Annotated in this window: 19 protein-coding genes; 15 read left to right on the top strand and 4 right to left on the bottom strand. The window is 37.3% G+C overall.

Annotated features, from left to right (window positions below; all coding sequences use genetic code 11):
* Positions 1-160 precede the first annotated feature (160 nt).
* The 5 genes from BG260_RS12495 to BG260_RS12475 all read left to right on the top strand — a co-directional run bounded on the left by BG260_RS12495 (position 161) and on the right by BG260_RS12475 (position 3,886).
* On the top strand, positions 161-580 hold the full coding sequence (locus BG260_RS12495; protein WP_176719496.1) for a hypothetical protein: 420 nt from the start codon (positions 161-163) through the stop codon (positions 578-580).
* A gap of 169 nt (positions 581-749) precedes the next feature.
* Positions 750-1,586, top strand: a complete 837-nt coding sequence (locus BG260_RS12490) for a ParA family protein (protein ID WP_069133201.1) — start codon at positions 750-752, stop codon at positions 1,584-1,586.
* Between the two features lie 2 nt (positions 1,587-1,588).
* Entirely contained in the window at positions 1,589-2,071 is a 483-nt protein-coding gene (locus BG260_RS12485) for a hypothetical protein (protein WP_069133199.1), read from the top strand.
* Positions 2,068-2,775 carry a BTB/POZ domain-containing protein gene (locus BG260_RS12480; protein WP_069133197.1) on the top strand — a complete coding sequence of 236 codons (708 nt, stop codon included), beginning with the start codon at positions 2,068-2,070 and terminating at the stop codon, positions 2,773-2,775. The genes BG260_RS12485 and BG260_RS12480 overlap by 4 nt, the downstream gene beginning before the upstream one ends.
* A gap of 220 nt (positions 2,776-2,995) precedes the next feature.
* Entirely contained in the window at positions 2,996-3,886 is an 891-nt protein-coding gene (locus BG260_RS12475) for a hypothetical protein (protein ID WP_069133196.1), read from the top strand.
* Here BG260_RS12475 and BG260_RS12470 read toward each other — a convergent pair.
* On the bottom strand, positions 3,883-4,956 hold the full coding sequence (locus tag BG260_RS12470; RefSeq protein ID WP_083750306.1) for a DNA methyltransferase: 1,074 nt from the start codon (positions 4,954-4,956) through the stop codon (positions 3,883-3,885). The two genes, BG260_RS12475 and BG260_RS12470, sit on opposite strands and share 4 nt — an antisense overlap.
* Positions 4,957-5,169: 213 nt before the next feature.
* Between BG260_RS12470 and BG260_RS12465 the strand changes: the two genes are divergently transcribed.
* A complete protein-coding gene (locus BG260_RS12465) occupies positions 5,170-5,592 on the top strand; it encodes a VOC family protein (protein ID WP_069133194.1) in 423 nt (140 codons plus the stop codon).
* A 304-nt stretch (positions 5,593-5,896) separates the two neighbouring features.
* Here the strand turns inward: BG260_RS12465 and BG260_RS12460 are convergent, their stop codons facing one another.
* The gene (locus BG260_RS12460; protein WP_176719495.1) at positions 5,897-7,165 is read right to left on the bottom strand and encodes a transposase; all 1,269 of its coding nucleotides are present in this window, start codon (positions 7,163-7,165) and stop codon (positions 5,897-5,899) included.
* A 218-nt stretch (positions 7,166-7,383) separates the two neighbouring features.
* Here BG260_RS12460 and BG260_RS12455 point away from each other — a divergent pair, with 218 nt between their 5' ends.
* The 5 genes from BG260_RS12455 (at position 7,384) to BG260_RS12440 (ending at position 12,239) form a co-directional block, all read left to right on the top strand.
* On the top strand, positions 7,384-7,812 hold the full coding sequence (locus BG260_RS12455) for a helix-turn-helix domain-containing protein (protein ID WP_069133190.1): 429 nt from the start codon (positions 7,384-7,386) through the stop codon (positions 7,810-7,812).
* A gap of 116 nt (positions 7,813-7,928) precedes the next feature.
* On the top strand, positions 7,929-8,162 hold the full coding sequence (locus BG260_RS14070) for a hypothetical protein (RefSeq protein WP_083750305.1): 234 nt from the start codon (positions 7,929-7,931) through the stop codon (positions 8,160-8,162).
* 174 nt (positions 8,163-8,336) lie between these two features.
* The gene (locus tag BG260_RS14630) at positions 8,337-8,948 is read left to right on the top strand and encodes a DUF5819 family protein (RefSeq protein WP_408005572.1); all 612 of its coding nucleotides are present in this window, start codon (positions 8,337-8,339) and stop codon (positions 8,946-8,948) included.
* Positions 8,945-9,805, top strand: coding sequence for a hypothetical protein (locus BG260_RS12445; protein ID WP_069133186.1), 861 nt, complete (start codon positions 8,945-8,947; stop codon positions 9,803-9,805). Before BG260_RS14630 ends, BG260_RS12445 begins: the two co-directional genes overlap by 4 nt.
* Before the next feature lie 13 nt (positions 9,806-9,818).
* Complete coding sequence (locus tag BG260_RS12440; RefSeq protein ID WP_176719494.1) at positions 9,819-12,239, top strand: outer membrane beta-barrel family protein; 2,421 nt, start codon at positions 9,819-9,821, stop codon at positions 12,237-12,239.
* A 180-nt stretch (positions 12,240-12,419) separates the two neighbouring features.
* On the opposite strand, the gene BG260_RS12435 is transcribed toward BG260_RS12440, so the two are convergent.
* Positions 12,420-12,611 (bottom strand): hypothetical protein, encoded by a 192-nt coding sequence (locus BG260_RS12435; protein WP_069133182.1) that lies wholly within the window; start codon positions 12,609-12,611, stop codon positions 12,420-12,422.
* Positions 12,612-12,691: 80 nt separating this feature from the next.
* The gene (locus BG260_RS12430) at positions 12,692-13,066 is read right to left on the bottom strand and encodes a winged helix-turn-helix transcriptional regulator (RefSeq protein WP_069133180.1); all 375 of its coding nucleotides are present in this window, start codon (positions 13,064-13,066) and stop codon (positions 12,692-12,694) included.
* A gap of 637 nt (positions 13,067-13,703) precedes the next feature.
* Here BG260_RS12430 and BG260_RS12420 point away from each other — a divergent pair.
* From BG260_RS12420 to BG260_RS12405, 4 genes are all read left to right on the top strand, one after another.
* On the top strand, positions 13,704-14,114 hold the full coding sequence (locus BG260_RS12420; protein ID WP_087148707.1) for a DUF2147 domain-containing protein: 411 nt from the start codon (positions 13,704-13,706) through the stop codon (positions 14,112-14,114).
* Positions 14,115-14,124: 10 nt separating this feature from the next.
* Entirely contained in the window at positions 14,125-15,180 is a 1,056-nt protein-coding gene (locus BG260_RS12415; protein ID WP_069133176.1) for a saccharopine dehydrogenase family protein, read from the top strand.
* A 382-nt stretch (positions 15,181-15,562) separates the two neighbouring features.
* A complete protein-coding gene (locus BG260_RS12410; protein ID WP_083750307.1) occupies positions 15,563-16,402 on the top strand; it encodes a CPBP family intramembrane glutamic endopeptidase in 840 nt (279 codons plus the stop codon).
* A 110-nt stretch (positions 16,403-16,512) separates the two neighbouring features.
* A complete protein-coding gene (locus BG260_RS12405; protein WP_069133172.1) occupies positions 16,513-17,607 on the top strand; it encodes an NHL repeat-containing protein in 1,095 nt (364 codons plus the stop codon).
* The last annotated feature ends 113 nt before the right edge of the window (positions 17,608-17,720 follow it).

Genomic DNA, 17,720 nt, shown 5'->3' with positions numbered 1-17,720 from the left:
CTCATGTCAGTATTTATTTTTAGTTCATGGTTCGGGAAATAACAATGGCTTCAACGTGACCGCAAAGCGGACACGTTAAGCCTCACACGTTATACCAACTTTAACTAATCACAAATCAATGGAGCCAATTACTATTCGCTTGGATTATAGAACGCGATATATGAAAATACTATCAATGGCATTAATATTTCTTGGCATATTGCTGATTGTATTACATGTTTATGAATTTGCATCCAACGAGCTTTCAAATCGTTGGTTATACAGTTTATTAATTGCATCTTTTGCTATAATTGGTGGAATATTTATTCGAAAAGGATACTTTCTGGGCCAGCAACCTGAACTTGTAATTGATAAAGAAGGAATTAAATCTCAAAAGACCTCAATTTGGGATAAATCTGTAAAGTGGACTGATCTTAAAACCATTTCACTTGACAAAAATAATATCCATATTCAGTACCGTGAATCTGGTTCTCATGATAAAATTCACCTGCCAGTTTACACTGAATCACAGCATAAACAAATTGAACAGAAGCTAAAAGAAGCTGCTTCAGAATTTAATTTAGAGTACAAGAAGAACTAAAAATCCGAAGTTGGTATAACAATGCGGCTCAAGCGGACGATTTCGGGGTTAGTGGCTTTGGAACATTGGTTGCCTCGCCGCTTAGCCGCCAAACCGTTATGTGGTATCAAGCATTCGACAGAATAATTCAAATGAAATTACTTTTTTTTCAGACTAAAAAACAAAGACTATGAAGATTATATCATTCATAAATATGAAGGGTGGAGTTGGCAAAACAACAAGCGTCGTTGAAATTGGAACAATTCTAGCTAATGAACATGATAAAAAAGTACTAATTATCGATTTGGATCCTCAAACTAACGCCTCATTTTCTCTAATGGGTCTGGATGAATGGGATAAAGTCAAAGACAATGCAACTATTGCAGATGTTTTGGGAATGAATAAAGCATTTAGCTCAAGAGACGATGAATACGATATAAATAGAGCAATTGTCAAGAATGTATGTGATATCCAAGGGCTTGATTTAATACCTTCACATATAGAATTAACTTTTTTAGATTTGGATTTGAGTGGACAGGCAGGCAGAGAAAATATCCTATCTTCTCAATTAGAAAAATGTGAAGAGGATTATGACTATGTATTGATTGATTGCCCACCAAATTTAACTATTGCCCCTCAAAATGCATTAGTTGTTAGTAACTATATAATTGTTCCGGTTTCTCCAGAATTTTATGCGGCTATTGGATTGCCACTTTTATCAAATCGAATATCCCAATTAAAGAAGAGACTTCCAGGATGTACTGTTGAAATCTTAGGTGTTATCTTTACTCAAGTGAGGCAAACATTAGATCACGAACATCATTTGAATGAAATTAGAAAAACCTGTAACGATGATCTGGATATAGCTACATTTCAAACTGTAATTCCATTTACAACAAGAATAAGTGAATCCGCTAAATGGAACAAGCCAGCAACATTAGCTAATCCAAATGCAAATGGAATTCAAGCTTATAAAAACCTTACTCAAGAATTATTGTTGACATTAGAATCTGATGAGGAAGAATAAATATGAATTTAGACGATAAAATATTTGAAGCTGAGAGGTTATTAAACTCTCTTTCAGAATTGGAAAGAAAAGGTCTTGATACATCTTCGTTGAAATTATTTATAAAAAACCTGAAGACTTTTAATAAAATTCAGAAAGCAAAGTTCTCAAACTATAGTGAAAGGTTATCCTTCAATGAAAAATTGAATATTATTAAGTCATTCCTTGAAGACAAGAAAATATTTCCAAGAATAATTGATGTAATTAATTTTGCCAATAAAGAATTGTCTTTGAACTTTAAAGATCAAAAAGAATCAAGAGAAACTACCATAAGAAGAATTATTGGCAGAATAGAGGAAACTCCTGAATTAAAAGAAAAAGTAAAATCTGCTGTAATGAGAATCAGAAATAGAGAGGTTCATAGTAATAGATCTGAAATGTCCAAAAAGGAAATAGAAAAAGCGGAATCATATGCACGTTGGGCGGAAATCCTTACAAATTTATGAAAGAAAAGATTTTTGAAATAGCAAAAGAAGACCTTCCATTATACTTCCAAGATTTTAAAAATTTTTGGGATGAATCAACTGATCAAATAAGTGATGATGATCTGTTTGAATTGTATCGTGCTACTTTAGTTTTCAAGAACTGGAAGCTTTCTTTCCATGCATTAGACATTAACAAGTATGATAAGATTCTGGACGAAATCTATGAAGACATCAACTCATCTCTTTTTTTGGCAATTTTAGGACTTTATAGATCAGCTCATATGCACATGAGAAGTAGTATAGAGTTGAGCATGCAACTTATTTATTTTTTACATCATCCAATCGAATACAAGCAATGGCATGATGGTGACTTTGTAATAAAACATAATGATTTAGCTGAATACATAATTAAGCATCCAAATTTTAAAATTGATATTCGAAATTTTGTTGAATCTATCACAAGGAATTGGAGACACCTTTCAAAACACATCCATGCTGAATCACCAATTTTTTTTCAATGTGAAAAGGATATCAGAAAGACTAATAGTTTTTCCGTAAAAGATTATGGAATCTGGAAAACCAACTATCTGCGAAATATCTACAGATTGAATAAGCTATTATTATTGTTCTTTAAAAATGATTTGAGCAGGTTCCCTGAAAACAGTAGAAATATTTTACTTAGCTTATTAAAAAGTGATGATCTTAGTCTAATTCAAGAAAATTAGCTTAATCAAGAATACCACATAACAACCGCATTAACGGCGGACGCAGACGTGGCTTTGGTTTAATTTCTTGCTCCCGAGTACTCGGGATTCAAATGAATAGCCTTTTAAAAAATCATAATCCCTGCGCCGGTTATGCGGTAGGCCGTTAGCGGTCTTATTTTTCCCATAACTGTTCAATGACTATATTCTGCTAAATTAAATTTAAATATCATTCTACTAAATGGGTTCATTAGCAGAAGACCTTTCCACCTCCAAATCATCATTAGCTGAATTCTCAGATCTATGTATTCGGGTTTTACAGCATATTCCAAATGTTATTTCTGAAAAAGTACACGTGAGGGATGGGTATGTTATAAATGTTTCTGATATCGCAGGACAAAAGAAGTTTGTAAGACCAATCAACACAAATTTATTTTGGGATAATCCTGATGATTTTAGCCAAGCATTTACTCAATTAAATTCTCTTTTGGAGGGAGTTAAAAATGGAAATAGAGACTTTAGCGAAGCTGATCATTTATTGGTAAATCGAACCCTCTACACAATTCAACAATCTATTGGCGCAGGTTTAGATCTTGTTTTAAACCCGAATAGTGCTCGTAAACATGTTGGGAATCGGTTTGAAGAATTATTGCGAACAACAATAAATCATCTTGGTGTCGCTAATAAGAAAATCACCTTTATGATTCCTTACGAAAGTGAAGAAGGAGAAAAACTTTATAGATGTGAAACTGATCTTATAATTTCTCCCTACCCAAAAGTGAAATCCACTACAAATAAACTTGCAGAAAATGAGGTTGTACTTTCGTTTAAAACCACTTCCAAAGATAGAATGGGGAAAATATTCCTTGACAAAATGTTAATGGAACGGTTTTCAGGCCACCAGGTAAAAGTCGCGGGTATATTTTTAAATGATGTTCAGCGTAAAGGAGCCGATAATATAAGCTACACTTTGGTTTCAGGACTATTCATGGTTTACACGAAATTCTTAACAAGATTAGATGGAGTATATTTTCTGGACCCACCGCCAAATACATATCTAAATCCATATAAAGATCACATTTTCCCTTTTTCAGAATTTGTAATTAATGATGTTTGGGAGTTATTAAACTAACCTCTCAATTTTAGCCGTCTCTGTTTACTTTCCCTTTCATCTGCACCGGAATTAATTCTGGATATGTGTTCAAAATCAGTTACACGCTCTTTAATCATCTCACAATAATCATCAGAAATTTCGGTTCCCATCCATTGGCGATTATAAGCCTCTGCTACTGCATAAGTTGTACCCGACCCTCCAAAAGGATCTACTACTAAGTCGTCTTCATTAGTTGATGCCAAAATAAATTTTTTAACGAGTTCTACCGGTTTTTGAGTTGGATGATCCATTCTTTCCCAAGATCCATTTGAAAGCGTAGGAATTTCAATAACATCTTTTGGTTTTGCTCCTTTTGGATGTGGCTCCCAAGTATATTTCTTATTGTTTCCGTTATTGTATTGCGAGGATTTGGCTTGAGTCCGTTTAGGATATTTTAGAGTATGTTCATTATATGGAATGCGAACTTCATCTATATTAAAAACGAAGTTCTTACTTTTTCTGAAATGAATTATGCTTTCATGTGACCTACCCCAATCCTTGCCAAGATTTGCCTTATTTCTATAAAACCATACAAGCCATTTTGCTCCAGAAAAAATGTCACTTGCAGCCCATTTGATATCTGCTATAATCTCTGAAAATCCGCAAACATATAAATTCCCTGTTTTCTTAAGTACTCTATTAGATTCTCTAATCCATTCTAAACTCCATTCGACATATTCTTTTTGACTTGAAAACGTATCCCATTCAGCTTTTTTAATATTGTATGGAGGATCAGCAAATATTAAATCAACAGATTCGGATTCTAATGATTTAAGAAAATCAAAAGCATCAACATTAAATAGTTTACCTAATTCTGTTTCAAAGTATGGGGTTAGAGATTTTTCAGTTCCATTTTTAGAGATTTCAGAATAACTTACATTTGGTTCCGAAACTGAAAATTCTTCAATTTGTTCTTTGCTATATACCCGATAGTTATTGATTGGGTGTCGCTCCGAAGAAAATTTACCGGAGTTATCCCAGCGCCTCAAGGTTTCTTTACTTACATTTAATTTATCCGCAGCTTCCCCTATTGTATAGTAATCTTGCATGATTCTAATTATTTAATCAAAGGTTACTCATGATTATACAACATTGGTCATAATTAGTCAACCGCTAACAAGCGTTTCAACTCGGACTTGGCCGCTGTTTGCTCTTTTAAATTTTCTTGGCTTATAGAAATCCTCAATTTTAATTACATTCCTAAACTAAAAAGGCCAAGCCGGTTAAACGCCGCACCGTTATAGCTCAGTCAAGACTTGTATATGAAACCACGTATAACAGTTATTACTCTTGGTGTCGATGACCTGGAACGAGCCTTGCGGTTTTATCGGGATGGATTACGTTTAAAAACGAAGGGAATCGTTGGTCAGGAATTTGAACATGGTGCCGTTGCTTTCTTTGAATTGCAAAACGAAATAAGCTTGGCGATTTGGCCACGCGAAAGTTTATCTCATGATTCCGGTCTTAAAGTAAGCAGTCCAAGTCCAACAGAATTTTCACTTGGGCACAATGTTTCTTCCAAATCGGAAGTAGACACAGTAATGAAGCAGGCAGAAAAGGCAGGTGCGGTCATTGTAAAACCGGCTCAAGATACTTTTTGGGGAGGTTATGCTGGTTATTTTCAGGATCCGGATCAACATCTCTGGGAAGTCGTTTGGAATCCCCAGATGCTACCGGAGGATTGAGCTATAACAAGCATTTACTCTTAGCTAAGAATCAAGAAATAGTTACAAATCATACCCTCAAGACGCACCTTTGTCCCAAATGGGGTATTACCATTTAAAAACGATCGGTAAGGAGGTGGTTTAAAGGCGATGTTACCTACTCTGGGTACTAATCCCGACAGCCATCAGGACTGTACAATCATACTTTATTGGCCATTTAACCAAACAACCGGGCCTGACAATGATCAATTGCCGGTCATCCCCGTGGTAACAAAGTGACCATATGCTTTTGTCGGTCATCACCCGGTTGTGTGCCGGCGGATAATTACCCCGCACAGCGATAGATTCGTTCGCGATTAAATTGCTCACTGCGTTTTGCTGCTCCGTACAGAATCTTTACAAATTTTCTCATGCATGCGACTTTGGCTTTCCCGTGGTTCATCCCCTCGGAAAGTTTGCGGTGATAATACTCACCCAGGATCCGGTCTTTTCTGGACAGGGAGAATGCAGCCTGGCCGATTAGCTTGCGAAGGAGTATCCGACCCTTTTTGGTGATCTTGTCTTTGCCTTTATACTTGCCGCTTGTTCGCATTCGAACTTTCAACCCGGAATAAGCCAGCAAAGCTCTCCAATGAGGAAACTGGCGAAGCGGGCCGGTCTCGGCCAGAATCTTTGCCCTCATTTGTTCGGTAAATCCACTGCAAAGCGGGGGAATCCAATGGTCGGACGGCAGATCGTCTACAATCTGGATCATTTGGGAGGCCAGTTGTTCTTTTCGCTTCTCGTGGCGCTGCCATAACTGCCATAAATAATCCAGCTGCTGTGAACAGTTGCTTCGCTGCCCGGTATGAAGGTGTCCATTACAGCTACTTTGAGCCTGACTCCATATCCGGTCAAGGCAACGCTGTGGCAGATGTTTACGATGAGCTTTTACCGTTGCTACATATCGATCATATCCATGGTGGGTTATCTTCCAGGGGTCAAACCCATAGAGCTCTTGTATGGCTTGTCCGGTTGGACCCCACGTTAGGTGGGATCGCTGATCATAATCGACAAATAATTCCCTGCGAAGCACCCCAATACGAATTCGAAGGTCAGCGCCAATCAGGGTGCAATCTTCCAGCCAGGTTCCAAGCTGGCGAAGCCGCTGCCACGGCTCCGGCAAGGGCAGCAGTTGGCTTACTTTTCCCATTCGCCCCATCATATAAAGAACTTTCCCATCCAACGGATCACTCTTGCTATCATCTCCGTGGTGAATCACCCCGGCTTTATACATCCTCTCAGGGTTCACCATCCAGACTCGGTGGCCAAGCTGAATGGCTGTTTGAGTCAGCTTTTTCTCGTACCGCCCGCTGGGTTCTACGACAACAGAAAGCCCGGTGTACCCCAAACCATGTGCATGTTTTGCATAATAAGTAAGACGCTCTTCAATGACTGACAACTCATTGGAAATGGCTTCAGAAAGCTCGTATTCCTCCCCATTTTGGCGATATCGCGTATATAGATCAAGCCGCCGGCTGCTTACATCAACGGCAAGCAGCATGGAAGTTGGACTGGGTTTGTCTGAATCGTGAAATTGTGTAATCTTCATCATGGGCATCCTCACTGTTTGAATTGGCGTTTAAACAACAAGGTGATGTTCTTCTTCGAAGACATCAACCTTGGGGATGCCTAATAGTATGATCCTGCTGACGTGCAAGCGTTTTTTGGGTGAACTTTCAAGTTGATCGCCACGCAGCAGAAATGCCAGACCGTTAAGGCCCGGCAGGAGAACAATAACTTTACAAAACAATCTATCAAGTTGGTGGAAACATGGACAATAATAAAAAAATCAGGGTTATTGAAGAATGTTTAGAAGAGTTTCAAGAAAGATATCCTCAACTTTCTTCTGATCTTCCAGTCCAGATTAGAAATGCGGCATTATATATCCATGGACACCTATTTGAATTTGACTTAACAGTTGCGAGTTTAAAAAAGGAGTTCAGAATTAAGAATAACAATTTTTCCAGTCTGTTTAAAAACTTTACAGGTTACTCGCCCAGAAAATATATTATCCATTACAGAATTTTAGCTGCAAAAAAACTTTTAAGGAATAAAAGCCTTGAAGACCTGACGATTGCAGATATTGCTTATGCTCTTGGATACTTAAACTATGAGACATTTTGGAAAAATTTTCTAAAGGAAACAGGAGTTACACCACTTGAGTGGAAAACAAAAGAAAAAAATCAAGAAAAAAAGTAAGAAGTTTTTTCAGGGTAGATACGCGTAAGAAGTTGTATTCTTACGAACGTGGATAATGTATTGATAGCTATTTCAATACAATGAGCAATTAATAAACCAACAAAGGAGGAAATATTATGTTAAAAAAATCAATCCTGTCATTGTTTGTTGTAATGTTTGCTGCTATAGGTAGTGTTCAATCTAATTCGATGTTGACTTCTGCTAATACAACTGAACTCAACACTGCCGGTCTTGTATTAGCCAATACCCCAATGATAGAACACCGCAATACTACAACAACAACCAGAAGAACCACGACAACTACAACTACTACAACCACGACCACAACATCTGGTCCTGTTATTGAATAACTTTAATAGCCGGAGGTGTTGTAACAGCACCTCCTGTTTTTTGTGGTTCAAAAGTTAAAAGAAGAGAGTATAGAGCTGTTCTCATTTATACAGTAGACGCATCGCACGATTAAAAAGAAACTTATTTTAATTAACCCATTCTATAATGGTTTTGTAAAGACAGGTTGTCGAAAAATGCTATCGCTAAAGTCAAAAATCACTTCAAATAAAGTATTCTTGATTTTCTTATTCGCGCACTTTTCAATTATTTCACTGTATCTTGCTGGAAATTTTACAGATTCCAAACCATTCAAAATAATATCTGCCTGGTACGTAACTCCATTCTTTGAGCAGCAATGGAGTATGTTTGCTCCGTATCCTCCCGCTTCAAATGTCGACTTTTACGTGATGTATAAAGATTCATTCGGCAACGAAAGTCCCTGGTATGATCTGAAAAAACCCATCGTTGAATTTAACAGGGTAAATTTTTTCGGAACTTCTCAGCGGCTTATCAAATATTTCCATGGCACACTGAACAACATATTCTATAGAATTTCGGAAGACCCTTCTATTAAGAATCAGGACGATTTACATGTACATATATATGAAACACCTGGTTTTCAATGTCTTCAAAATTATATCGCTTTGCACAGCCGGTCGATAATTCCAATGAATTCAGATCTAAATTATCTGAAATTCAGGTTACTGGTAATGGAAAAACCTGTCTCTTCATTTGGTTTAACACATAATGAAGATCAAAGAATTTTACTGGAAACAGGATATATAAAATTTGATGATCAACTATGAACAATCAGTTTGATATTGGTCTTAAAATCATGAAAACCGGATTGGTTCTGGTTGTAATTAAGGATTTAATATACTATCTGATACTTGCCGAATTTTATTTTGGAAAGGATGGCATTGTTCCATTCAAGATCTATGAAAGTATTCTGGAAAGCATAGGATTATCCTTTTTAGAAGTCCTATTTTCAAATATCTATGGGATTTATGTCTTTCTTCTATTTTCACTTTTTATAGCATTTCTTTTTTTATTTGACAGATATAACCTTATTACCGGCCTTCTTCTGTTTATCTGTTTAACGGTTATTCGTCTCCGTAATTTATACATTATGGACAGTGGGGATACACTATACACTCTTCTGATATTTTTTCTGGCCTTTTATACACCCGGACAACGCGAAGTAAAAACAGAATCAATCGGAACATACCCCATTGCTCTTGCAGTAAAACTGCAAATATCACTGGTCTATCTTTTTTCAGGCTTATGGAAATTAAAAGGAGAAATGTGGTTACAGGGTCAAGCTGTTTACCACATCCTCCAGGTAGAGGATTTCAGCATGAGCGGGCTTTCAGATTATTTGATTGCTTACCCTGTTCTGCCCCAAGGATTAACCTACTTTACCATATTATTCGAAATCGGTTTTCCGTTTTTGATTTGGTTAAAATCATTCCGGTTGCCACTTATTGTTATGGGTTTAATGTTGCATGTGGGAATCTTTATCCTGATGAGAATTGATAATTTTTCCCTGGTGATGATTTTAAGCTACTTCACCATGGTCTCTGACAGAGAGTACATCATACTAAAGGAGAATATTAAACATTATATTGGCTATGCTTTTCCACTATTTGCACAAAAAAAGTAACCTAAAAAAAAGTGTGAAATATACAGGGCTGGCTGTTTTTGCATTTATTTTTGGTACTCAGTATCCCTGTGCAGCTCAAACTTCAACCGATACGGAACATCTTGTAACCGGACAGTTGATGTTCGATGAGCAACCCGTAGAGTTTGCTCATATTTTTGTTGCAGAGACATTAGAAAACGTAAAGGCGGATGGTGCAGCAATTTCGGATAGTAGCGGATATTTTGAAATTCAATTGAGAAAATATGATGTATATCCGGTAAATCTATTTCTTCTGATTCACCATGTTTCATTCATGAATAAAAATATCGGGTTTTCGATAGAAGAAGAGGAGATAGAAACTATTGATCTTGGCCGGATTGAACTTGAACCGGGGGTAGATATGCTCCCAGAGGTGACAGTTACAGCAATTCGAGAACATATTCGAAGAGAGGGGAATAAACTGGTATATACTATTGCCGAAAACCCGACTTTCCGGGGGCAATTACTTGAAACAGTTTTTTCGCAATTACCGGGAATTCAAGTTACACCTGACGGCGATTTGTTGCTCATGGGCAGTGGGGGTATAACGGTAATGATTAACGGAAGGGAAAGGCATTTAACAGGAAGAGAATTAACTGATTTGCTGCAAGGATACTCTGCTGATATGGTTGAATCCATTGAGATAAGCACTTCTCCCACGGCGGAATTCGCTGCCGATCAGGAAAGAGTGATCAATATCAACCTCAGAGATGACAAAGCCGGGTTAACCTCTGTAAATACCCTGACTACAGGACATGGTGAAAAACCACGGTTAAATGCTACAAGTTCCAATTTTTATACCACCCCGAAATTTCAGGCATTTTTAAATCCGCAATATATTAACCGGCAAACGATAGAATATTCAACTTTAAGAAGAAACAGATCGTTACCGGATGCCGGACGCATTTTCCAGGATAATGAAATACGAATCAAAAACGAAAGCTGGGGACTCCTCGGCGATTTTACTTATGATTTGAATTCCTCCTTTACTTTCAATGGTTCTGTAAAATTGGATGTCCTTGATGAAGAAATTCCAAGAACCGGCGAAAGTCGATATCTCAATACGGACCATCAGACCGATTTACATCTGCTCACTGATAATATAACCAGGAACCGGCTTCGATCGTTATTGTTAGGTTTTGGAGGCGACTATGGATCGCTGCTTTCCATACAATACAATCGGGCATCTTATCAAATTGATTCGGATCAAATCAACCGATCCGAAACGACTCCTTTTAATCCATCTCATCAATTCGGTTTTTCGATGGATTCGAATTCCAAAATTAACTTCGATATCGCCGAAGCAGATCTGCAACCAAATATCCACTCAGATATAAGGTTTAAAACCGGACTTCGATACAGTTCCATTCGTTATGCCAGCGATATCGACTTCACTCTGGAATCTGACAATGCTGAGTGGGTGCTTGAACTGCTCGATTTTAACCGCTATCGATACCGTGAAACCAATATCGGCCTATACGGCTCGATCGACTTTCAGAGTGAAAACTGGTCTGTAAATACAGGGCTTAGAGCTGAGAGAACGTCTGTACAAAACAGTACTGATAACTCAAACGGAAATTTAATAGATGATACGTATTTGCACTGGTTTCCAAACATCAACTTGTTTAGAACAATATCAGCCCATCATAATGTTGGAGTTAACTTTGTACGACGAATAAACCGCCCGAACTATAATAGTGTAAACCCAACTATTTTCGTTTTGGATCCTGATTCTTATTTGCAAGGTAATATTCTTTTGCAGCCCCAGCTTTCGGAAATCTATGAGTTCGTGTATATCTGGAGGAACAATTATTTACTTTCACTTTCTTACCAAAGAATTCATGACTATATCGTGCAAACTCCCTCTCAAGCAGGTAATTTATTGCGCCTGCAGCCTACAAACTTTGACCTTAAAACCTCCGCAAATGCTTATTTTTCCATTCCGCTGAGGATAAGTCGTTTTTGGGATTTACGAGGCGAATTTTCTTTTGTTGATGCAAGGTTTAAAAAACGTTTTGAAAATGAAGAAATCATTAGAACAAGCCGTTCTTATTTTATATCGACCCATCACAATTTCCACTTGCCGGGAAATCTCTTACTGAACATCACTTTTTTTTATAACAGCCCGGAGATTGATGGACTTTACAAAACAAGGCAACGATATTCTCTGTCGTCATCTATCAGAAAGAGCCTGTTGGATAATCGTTTAAATGTGAGATTATCCATGAACGATTTATTGAATTCTTACAATATTCATAACAGAGTCAGAGATCTTAATCAAAATCTTGTGATTGATCAGAATCTGGATAATCGCTTTGTTTCATTTAGTATTTCATACTCCTTTAATAAGGGAAGAGAAGCACGGCAGCGTACGTCTCGGTTCGATAATGACGAGTTTAGAAGGGCAGAACATTAAGGTTTTTGTGCAGTAAACTCATAGAAATATTTAATTGAATTACCATACCTATATCCGCTTTTTTGATTCCCATTTTGGCTGCTGGTTTAAATTGTTGTTTGTGATTTATTAAAATCACTGTTGGAATTGAAATTCAATACTTACTATACTACTATAGTTTTGACCCATATATTGCACACGCTACAACAAGGTCAGCTTATGCTTTTCCACCATTGGATTTTCAAGCACCTGCCGGCTTGGAATGAACTCTCTTGTTTTTTTTGAAACAACCAAGCTGTAATGGGCATATAATGTCCAAATTAAGTACTTGGCCTTAACAACGGTTTCAACGCGGACTTGGCCGCTGTTTGCCGGTTCAGAATTTGGTGGCAAAAAAGAAATTTCGAGTTTTAATTACATTACCAGCCAATTAGGCCAAGCCGGTTAAACCGTGGGCCGTTATTCGCTCGAGTTTATTGGGCAAAGTCAGAATCAAGTATTTTTTTCATCTCATCCGGTACTTCCTCTTTATCGTATGTCATACCCCATCTGATTATTTCATCTACCAATTGCCTTAACTTTTCTCCCTTTTCGGTTAGGTGATATATAACCACTTTAGGTGCTTTAGATTTTAACTCATCCCTGTATATCAACCCATCAGATTCCAGCCCCCGTAATTGTTCCGTCAAAACCTTTCTGCTGATATTGGGGACATGCTCCATCATTAAGCTAAATCGATTGATGTCATTTTGGATCAGGTACAATAAAATAGGCTTCCATTTTCCAGCAATGAGGGTGGTAAATTTATTTATAAAACAATGTTCTGCATCAAAATGAGAGAAAGACATAGATGTAAATTTGTGTTAAATAATCAAGGTAACCGTTCGGTAACTTATTGTATAAACTAAATATGACCGCTATATTTGTCAGGCACACCCAAACAAACGATAATTAAAGGTCATGATTCAAAAAGTCGCTTTTTATAGCAATGCATTATTAGTACTCACAAGTATTCACCATGCCTATGGTGCATTTGTTTACGACACGCCATGGAGGTTCAACATTTTATATTTCAGCATACCAATTATCATTTTAAATATTATTGTTCAACAAAAAATAAGTACGAAGAAGGTTGTGAAATATCTATTCTGGATTTCTAACCTAGTGTTCACGGTATCTCAGATAGGTTTATTTGAGGGCATGTACAACCACCTAATTAAGAATGTATTATTCTTTGCAGGGACCCATCAGACCTTGTTAAATCAACTATTTCCACCTGACACCTACTTTATGCCCAATAATCTATTTTTTGAGGTAACTGGCATATTGCAAGCTCTTCTATGTATGCCCTTAATATACTATTGCTTTCTCTCACTTAATAAAAACAGCTAAAAATTCCCTCAATAACTATTAAACCGCCAAAGCAAATTCAGCGATATGAACACTCATTTAATGATTTGGTCCGTCTTCTTATTCTTTTTCTCAATGTCATATACAACGTATGCTCAACAGGATTCTATTGTTGGCTATTGGCTGAACAAATCCAAAGACGCAAAGATAGAGATTTTTAAAAAAGAGAATAACTGGTACTACGGGAGATTAGTTTGGCTCAAAGACTCCCTAGACGTAGAGGGGGAGCCCAAAAAGGATGTAAACAATCCTGAACCCTCACTCCGTAATCGACCATTAAAGGACATGATATTATTGAAGGAGTTTAGTAAAGATAGAAAGCAATATACAGGTGGCACTATTTATGATCCCCAAAATGGAAAAACCTACTCCTGTAAAATAAGATTCAAAGATAGGAATACGCTTATCATCCGGGGTTATGTAGGCGTTCCTCTATTTGGAAGAACTACTACCTGGTCAAGAACATCTGTTAAATTAGAAAAGTAGGATCAAAAAGATGATACAAAAAATATTGATAATCGGCGGCTATGGTGCAGTTGGAAGCATTATTGCTGAAAGTATTTCCCAAAACTATCAGTGGGAGATTTATATAGCGGGCAGAAATTTATCTAAAGCTGAAAAGCTCGCACATAGATTAAATCACAAGGTCATTCCCTTACAAATTGATCTGTCAGACCCATCAGGACATTCTATTCTGGAAGATATGGATCTAGTAATCATGTGCGTTGAACAGGCGGGCATTGAATTTGTGAAGCAGTGCATTATCAGGGGGATCCACTATATAGATATTACTGCCACCCATCAGCGTATTGAAGAAATTGAGACCTTAGATTGCATCGCTAAAAAAAATAATGTGCGTGTTGTGTTAAGCGTAGGACTTGCCCCGGGCATCACAAACCTTCTGGCTCAATATTGTACCGAATTATTACCTGATGGCAAGCGGATAAATTTATTTGTGTTACTTGGGACAGGAGAAAAACACGGAGATGCCGCCTACCGCTGGACGTTTGATAACCTTCATACTACCTATAAAATCTCAAATAACGGCGAGTCCTCGATAGTCAAAAGTTTCACTTCACCTGTAACCACTCAGCTCTTAGGAAAACGTACGTTTTATCTTTTCAACTTTTCAGACCAACATAGTTTAGTTAAAACCACAAGAGTCAATAAAGTTCGTACAAGGCTGGCTTTTGATTCTAAAGTTCTGACATGGGCTATAGCATTATTTAGAAAGGTCGGGTTAACAAAGGTTTTTCAGTACAGGAAAATTCAGAATATAATTATGATACTGTTCAAAAAGGCATTGTTAGGTGATGATATCTATTCTGTAAAAGCAGTAATTGAGAATGATAGGGGAGAAAAAAGGGAGTGTAGTCTATCCGGAAATGGAGAAAGCAAAATAACAGCCTACGTTGCTTCCATGGTTGCCTTAAACATGGTGGATAGTGCACATCATTATGGGGTAAGTCATCTCAACGAAGTAATTTCTGAAATTCCTAATTTCCTGAATGAACTTTGTAATTATGATAACTCGATAAAGATCAAGCTTTAAAGACAGACAACCTTTATTGCTCTAGTTGTAAAATCATATTATAAATGGATCACCCCCCTCCAATAAGATTCTTCAATCGGGTTTTGGTATTAGACGCAAGTTAATAGCTTTCAACTAATTAATTCGTTCAGCATGAGGATCTAATAATCTGCCAATCGAAGTCAGGATGGCAATACTTGGTAAGACCACGTATATAGTAGCCCTTAAATCTGTCCTGCAATAAGATGCGAATAACCCGCGCATTAAGCGGACGTGCCTCGCCCTTCCCTGCCGGTTTTGGTTTACTCAATTTCTGTAGTACATTCTGTTTTTAAATTAACGTTGGCCAGCACGCAGCTTATGCGCAATGTCGTTATACTTCCATATCTCTATATGCCGAAATATGAACAAGTCTCTAAAAATATTAGCAATAGTTGTAATTACCTTCACCATTTACTTTGTCTTGGATGACCTATTCTTCAATGATTTGAGAGGCTGGCTACATGAAATCATAAATCAATTGGGTATTAGCCATATCATAGCATATACCGTTTCAGGAATACCTCTAGTTATTGGGGCAGCCTTTATCCATAAAGCCGATAAGGTAATTGATAGTTTTGGTTTAAACAGATCATTTTTGCAAGGAGTGATATTTGGGTTGCTATGTACCCTACCCATGCTTGTGGGTTATGCCCTATTTTTCAATTTAAATATAGAATTAACATTCAATACATTTTTAATTTCAGCAGTTTCAGCCGCTTTTTTTGAGGAGCTTTTTTTCCGAGGCTTTTTGTATGGCCAACTTTATCGATATACGAAATTGGGCTTTCTACCTTCCGTGATTATCGGAGCTTTTTTATTTGCTTTTATTCACCTGTACCAAAGCGATGAATTGCTCAGGTTGATTGGTATTTTTTTAACAACCTTCTTGGGAGCAGGGCTTTTTTCTTGGACTTATAGCGAATGGAATCACAATATTTGGGTGCCGATTTCTCTTCATTTTTTCATGAATTTCTTTTGGATGTTGTTCTCAGCTGGTGATGATGCACTTGGTGGAGTATATGCGAATATTTTCAGAGCTGTTACAATAATTTCAGTAATCGGACTTACTATAGCCTACAAAAAGAAGCGGGACCAAAAACTAGAGATAAATAAAGATACAATATGGATTAAAAAAGAAGATGGAAGTATAACCTGCGCTTCAAGTGGGACGCAGCCTCGCCCCACTCCTCCTTGCTTATAGCCGTCCATTTTTGTTGCTTTAAATAAAGCAATAATCCCTGCGCCCCTTAAGCGCAAGGCCGTTATGCCTCTACCCATTTATCAAGTATCATGAAACAATCACATCGTCTAATGAAAATTAAAAGCTATCTATTCCTCTTTGCTATATTAGCACTCGTTTTTACTTCATGTCAAAATTATTCGGGAGAACAAGAGTCGCAAGCAATAGTAATTGACACTCTGCTAGTTAATGACCTCGAAACAATTGTCTCGACAGGATCCTCATTACTTGGAGAACCCAGAGAAATCGTTTCGATGCACAAACATAATCTTGCTGTATATGATCACGCCTACAAGAAAATAATCTTATTTAATAGCGAAGGTGAGAAACTAGATGAATTCGGAAATGTTGGAGAAGGTCCCGGTGAATGGGATGCAATGTCAGGTGCAGCTGATTTACATTTTATTTCAGATCGTTTTTTTACGACCAATCGAGGTCGTTTCTTATTTGATTTATATGACATATCGGGCAATCACATCAAATCCATTCCATTTCCTCAATATTTAAACAATAGCCACAAAACAGTGCTTACTGATGACAAAATACTTGTCGTAACCAATGGCCGTGAAAATGCATTAGCTGCAGTAATGGATTTAAATGAAGAAGGAAATATTATCCAAAAAATCGGTTCACCGGATTCAGAATATTCCGAAGTACGAAATATTGAACAGGAAAGAGTTGCATATTCAAATGGTGTAATTCCTGAAAATGACCGGAATAGAGCTCTTGCAGCAAAAGGAGAAGATGGGTATTTCATATTCATGAATGCTTTGGGTGAGCTTCGGCATTATTCGGATGATGGTGAACTTATCTTTCAAAAAGAAATTCCTGATATTATCAAGACCTCAGTTTTTAACTTCGTCGTTCATCAAAACAAGGAAGAATTACGTGAACATACCGTAATGCCTTTAGAATTTGCGCGGGAGATGAAGATACACGATGATTTAATCTATCTTTTTATGCCAAAGCCTCATCCCGGAGCAATTGAGCTGGATTTCAGATTGCTTGTCTATAACTCAAACGGGGAACTTCAAAAACATTATGTTTTCGAAGACCCAGAGAATGAATCTTTTTTATATGACTTTGCGATCAGTAGTGATAACACTGTTTATTTCATTGATGTCATGAGGTCAAAAATATTGAAGTTTATACCGGATATTGAGTGATACTTTCTTCAATTCATAGTCCAATTTAAGGCATAACAAGCATTTCCTGCTGACGTGTAAGCGTTTGTTGCTTATATTCTTGTATGGTCGCCACGCAGCAGAAATGCCAAGCC

It is taken from the genome of Rhodohalobacter halophilus, assembly GCF_001715195.1.
GTDB classification, from domain to species: domain Bacteria; phylum Bacteroidota; class Rhodothermia; order Balneolales; family Balneolaceae; genus Rhodohalobacter; species Rhodohalobacter halophilus.
This window is presented reverse-complemented; position numbering and strand designations above follow the sequence as displayed.

Excerpts from the sequence above, each read along its gene's own strand:
- BG260_RS12405 (WP_069133172.1), top strand. The coding sequence starts at position 16,513 with ATGAAAATTAAAAGCTATCTATTCCTCTTTGCTATATTAGCACTCGTT.
- BG260_RS14630 (WP_408005572.1), top strand. The coding sequence starts at position 8,337 with ATGCTATCGCTAAAGTCAAAAATCACTTCAAATAAAGTATTCTTGATT.
- BG260_RS12470 (WP_083750306.1), bottom strand. The coding sequence starts at position 4,956 with ATGCAAGATTACTATACAATAGGGGAAGCTGCGGATAAATTAAATGTA.
- BG260_RS12455 (WP_069133190.1), top strand. The coding sequence starts at position 7,384 with ATGGACAATAATAAAAAAATCAGGGTTATTGAAGAATGTTTAGAAGAG.
- BG260_RS12460 (WP_176719495.1), bottom strand. The coding sequence starts at position 7,165 with ATGATGAAGATTACACAATTTCACGATTCAGACAAACCCAGTCCAACT.
- BG260_RS12495 (WP_176719496.1), top strand. The coding sequence starts at position 161 with ATGAAAATACTATCAATGGCATTAATATTTCTTGGCATATTGCTGATT.
- BG260_RS12490 (WP_069133201.1), top strand. The coding sequence starts at position 750 with ATGAAGATTATATCATTCATAAATATGAAGGGTGGAGTTGGCAAAACA.
- BG260_RS12480 (WP_069133197.1), top strand. The coding sequence starts at position 2,068 with ATGAAAGAAAAGATTTTTGAAATAGCAAAAGAAGACCTTCCATTATAC.
- BG260_RS12465 (WP_069133194.1), top strand. The coding sequence starts at position 5,170 with ATGAAACCACGTATAACAGTTATTACTCTTGGTGTCGATGACCTGGAA.
- BG260_RS12475 (WP_069133196.1), top strand. The coding sequence starts at position 2,996 with ATGGGTTCATTAGCAGAAGACCTTTCCACCTCCAAATCATCATTAGCT.
- BG260_RS12430 (WP_069133180.1), bottom strand. The coding sequence starts at position 13,066 with ATGTCTTTCTCTCATTTTGATGCAGAACATTGTTTTATAAATAAATTT.
- BG260_RS12420 (WP_087148707.1), top strand. The coding sequence starts at position 13,704 with ATGTCATATACAACGTATGCTCAACAGGATTCTATTGTTGGCTATTGG.
- BG260_RS12410 (WP_083750307.1), top strand. The coding sequence starts at position 15,563 with ATGAACAAGTCTCTAAAAATATTAGCAATAGTTGTAATTACCTTCACC.
- BG260_RS14070 (WP_083750305.1), top strand. The coding sequence starts at position 7,929 with ATGTTAAAAAAATCAATCCTGTCATTGTTTGTTGTAATGTTTGCTGCT.
- BG260_RS12485 (WP_069133199.1), top strand. The coding sequence starts at position 1,589 with ATGAATTTAGACGATAAAATATTTGAAGCTGAGAGGTTATTAAACTCT.
- BG260_RS12445 (WP_069133186.1), top strand. The coding sequence starts at position 8,945 with ATGAACAATCAGTTTGATATTGGTCTTAAAATCATGAAAACCGGATTG.
- BG260_RS12415 (WP_069133176.1), top strand. The coding sequence starts at position 14,125 with ATGATACAAAAAATATTGATAATCGGCGGCTATGGTGCAGTTGGAAGC.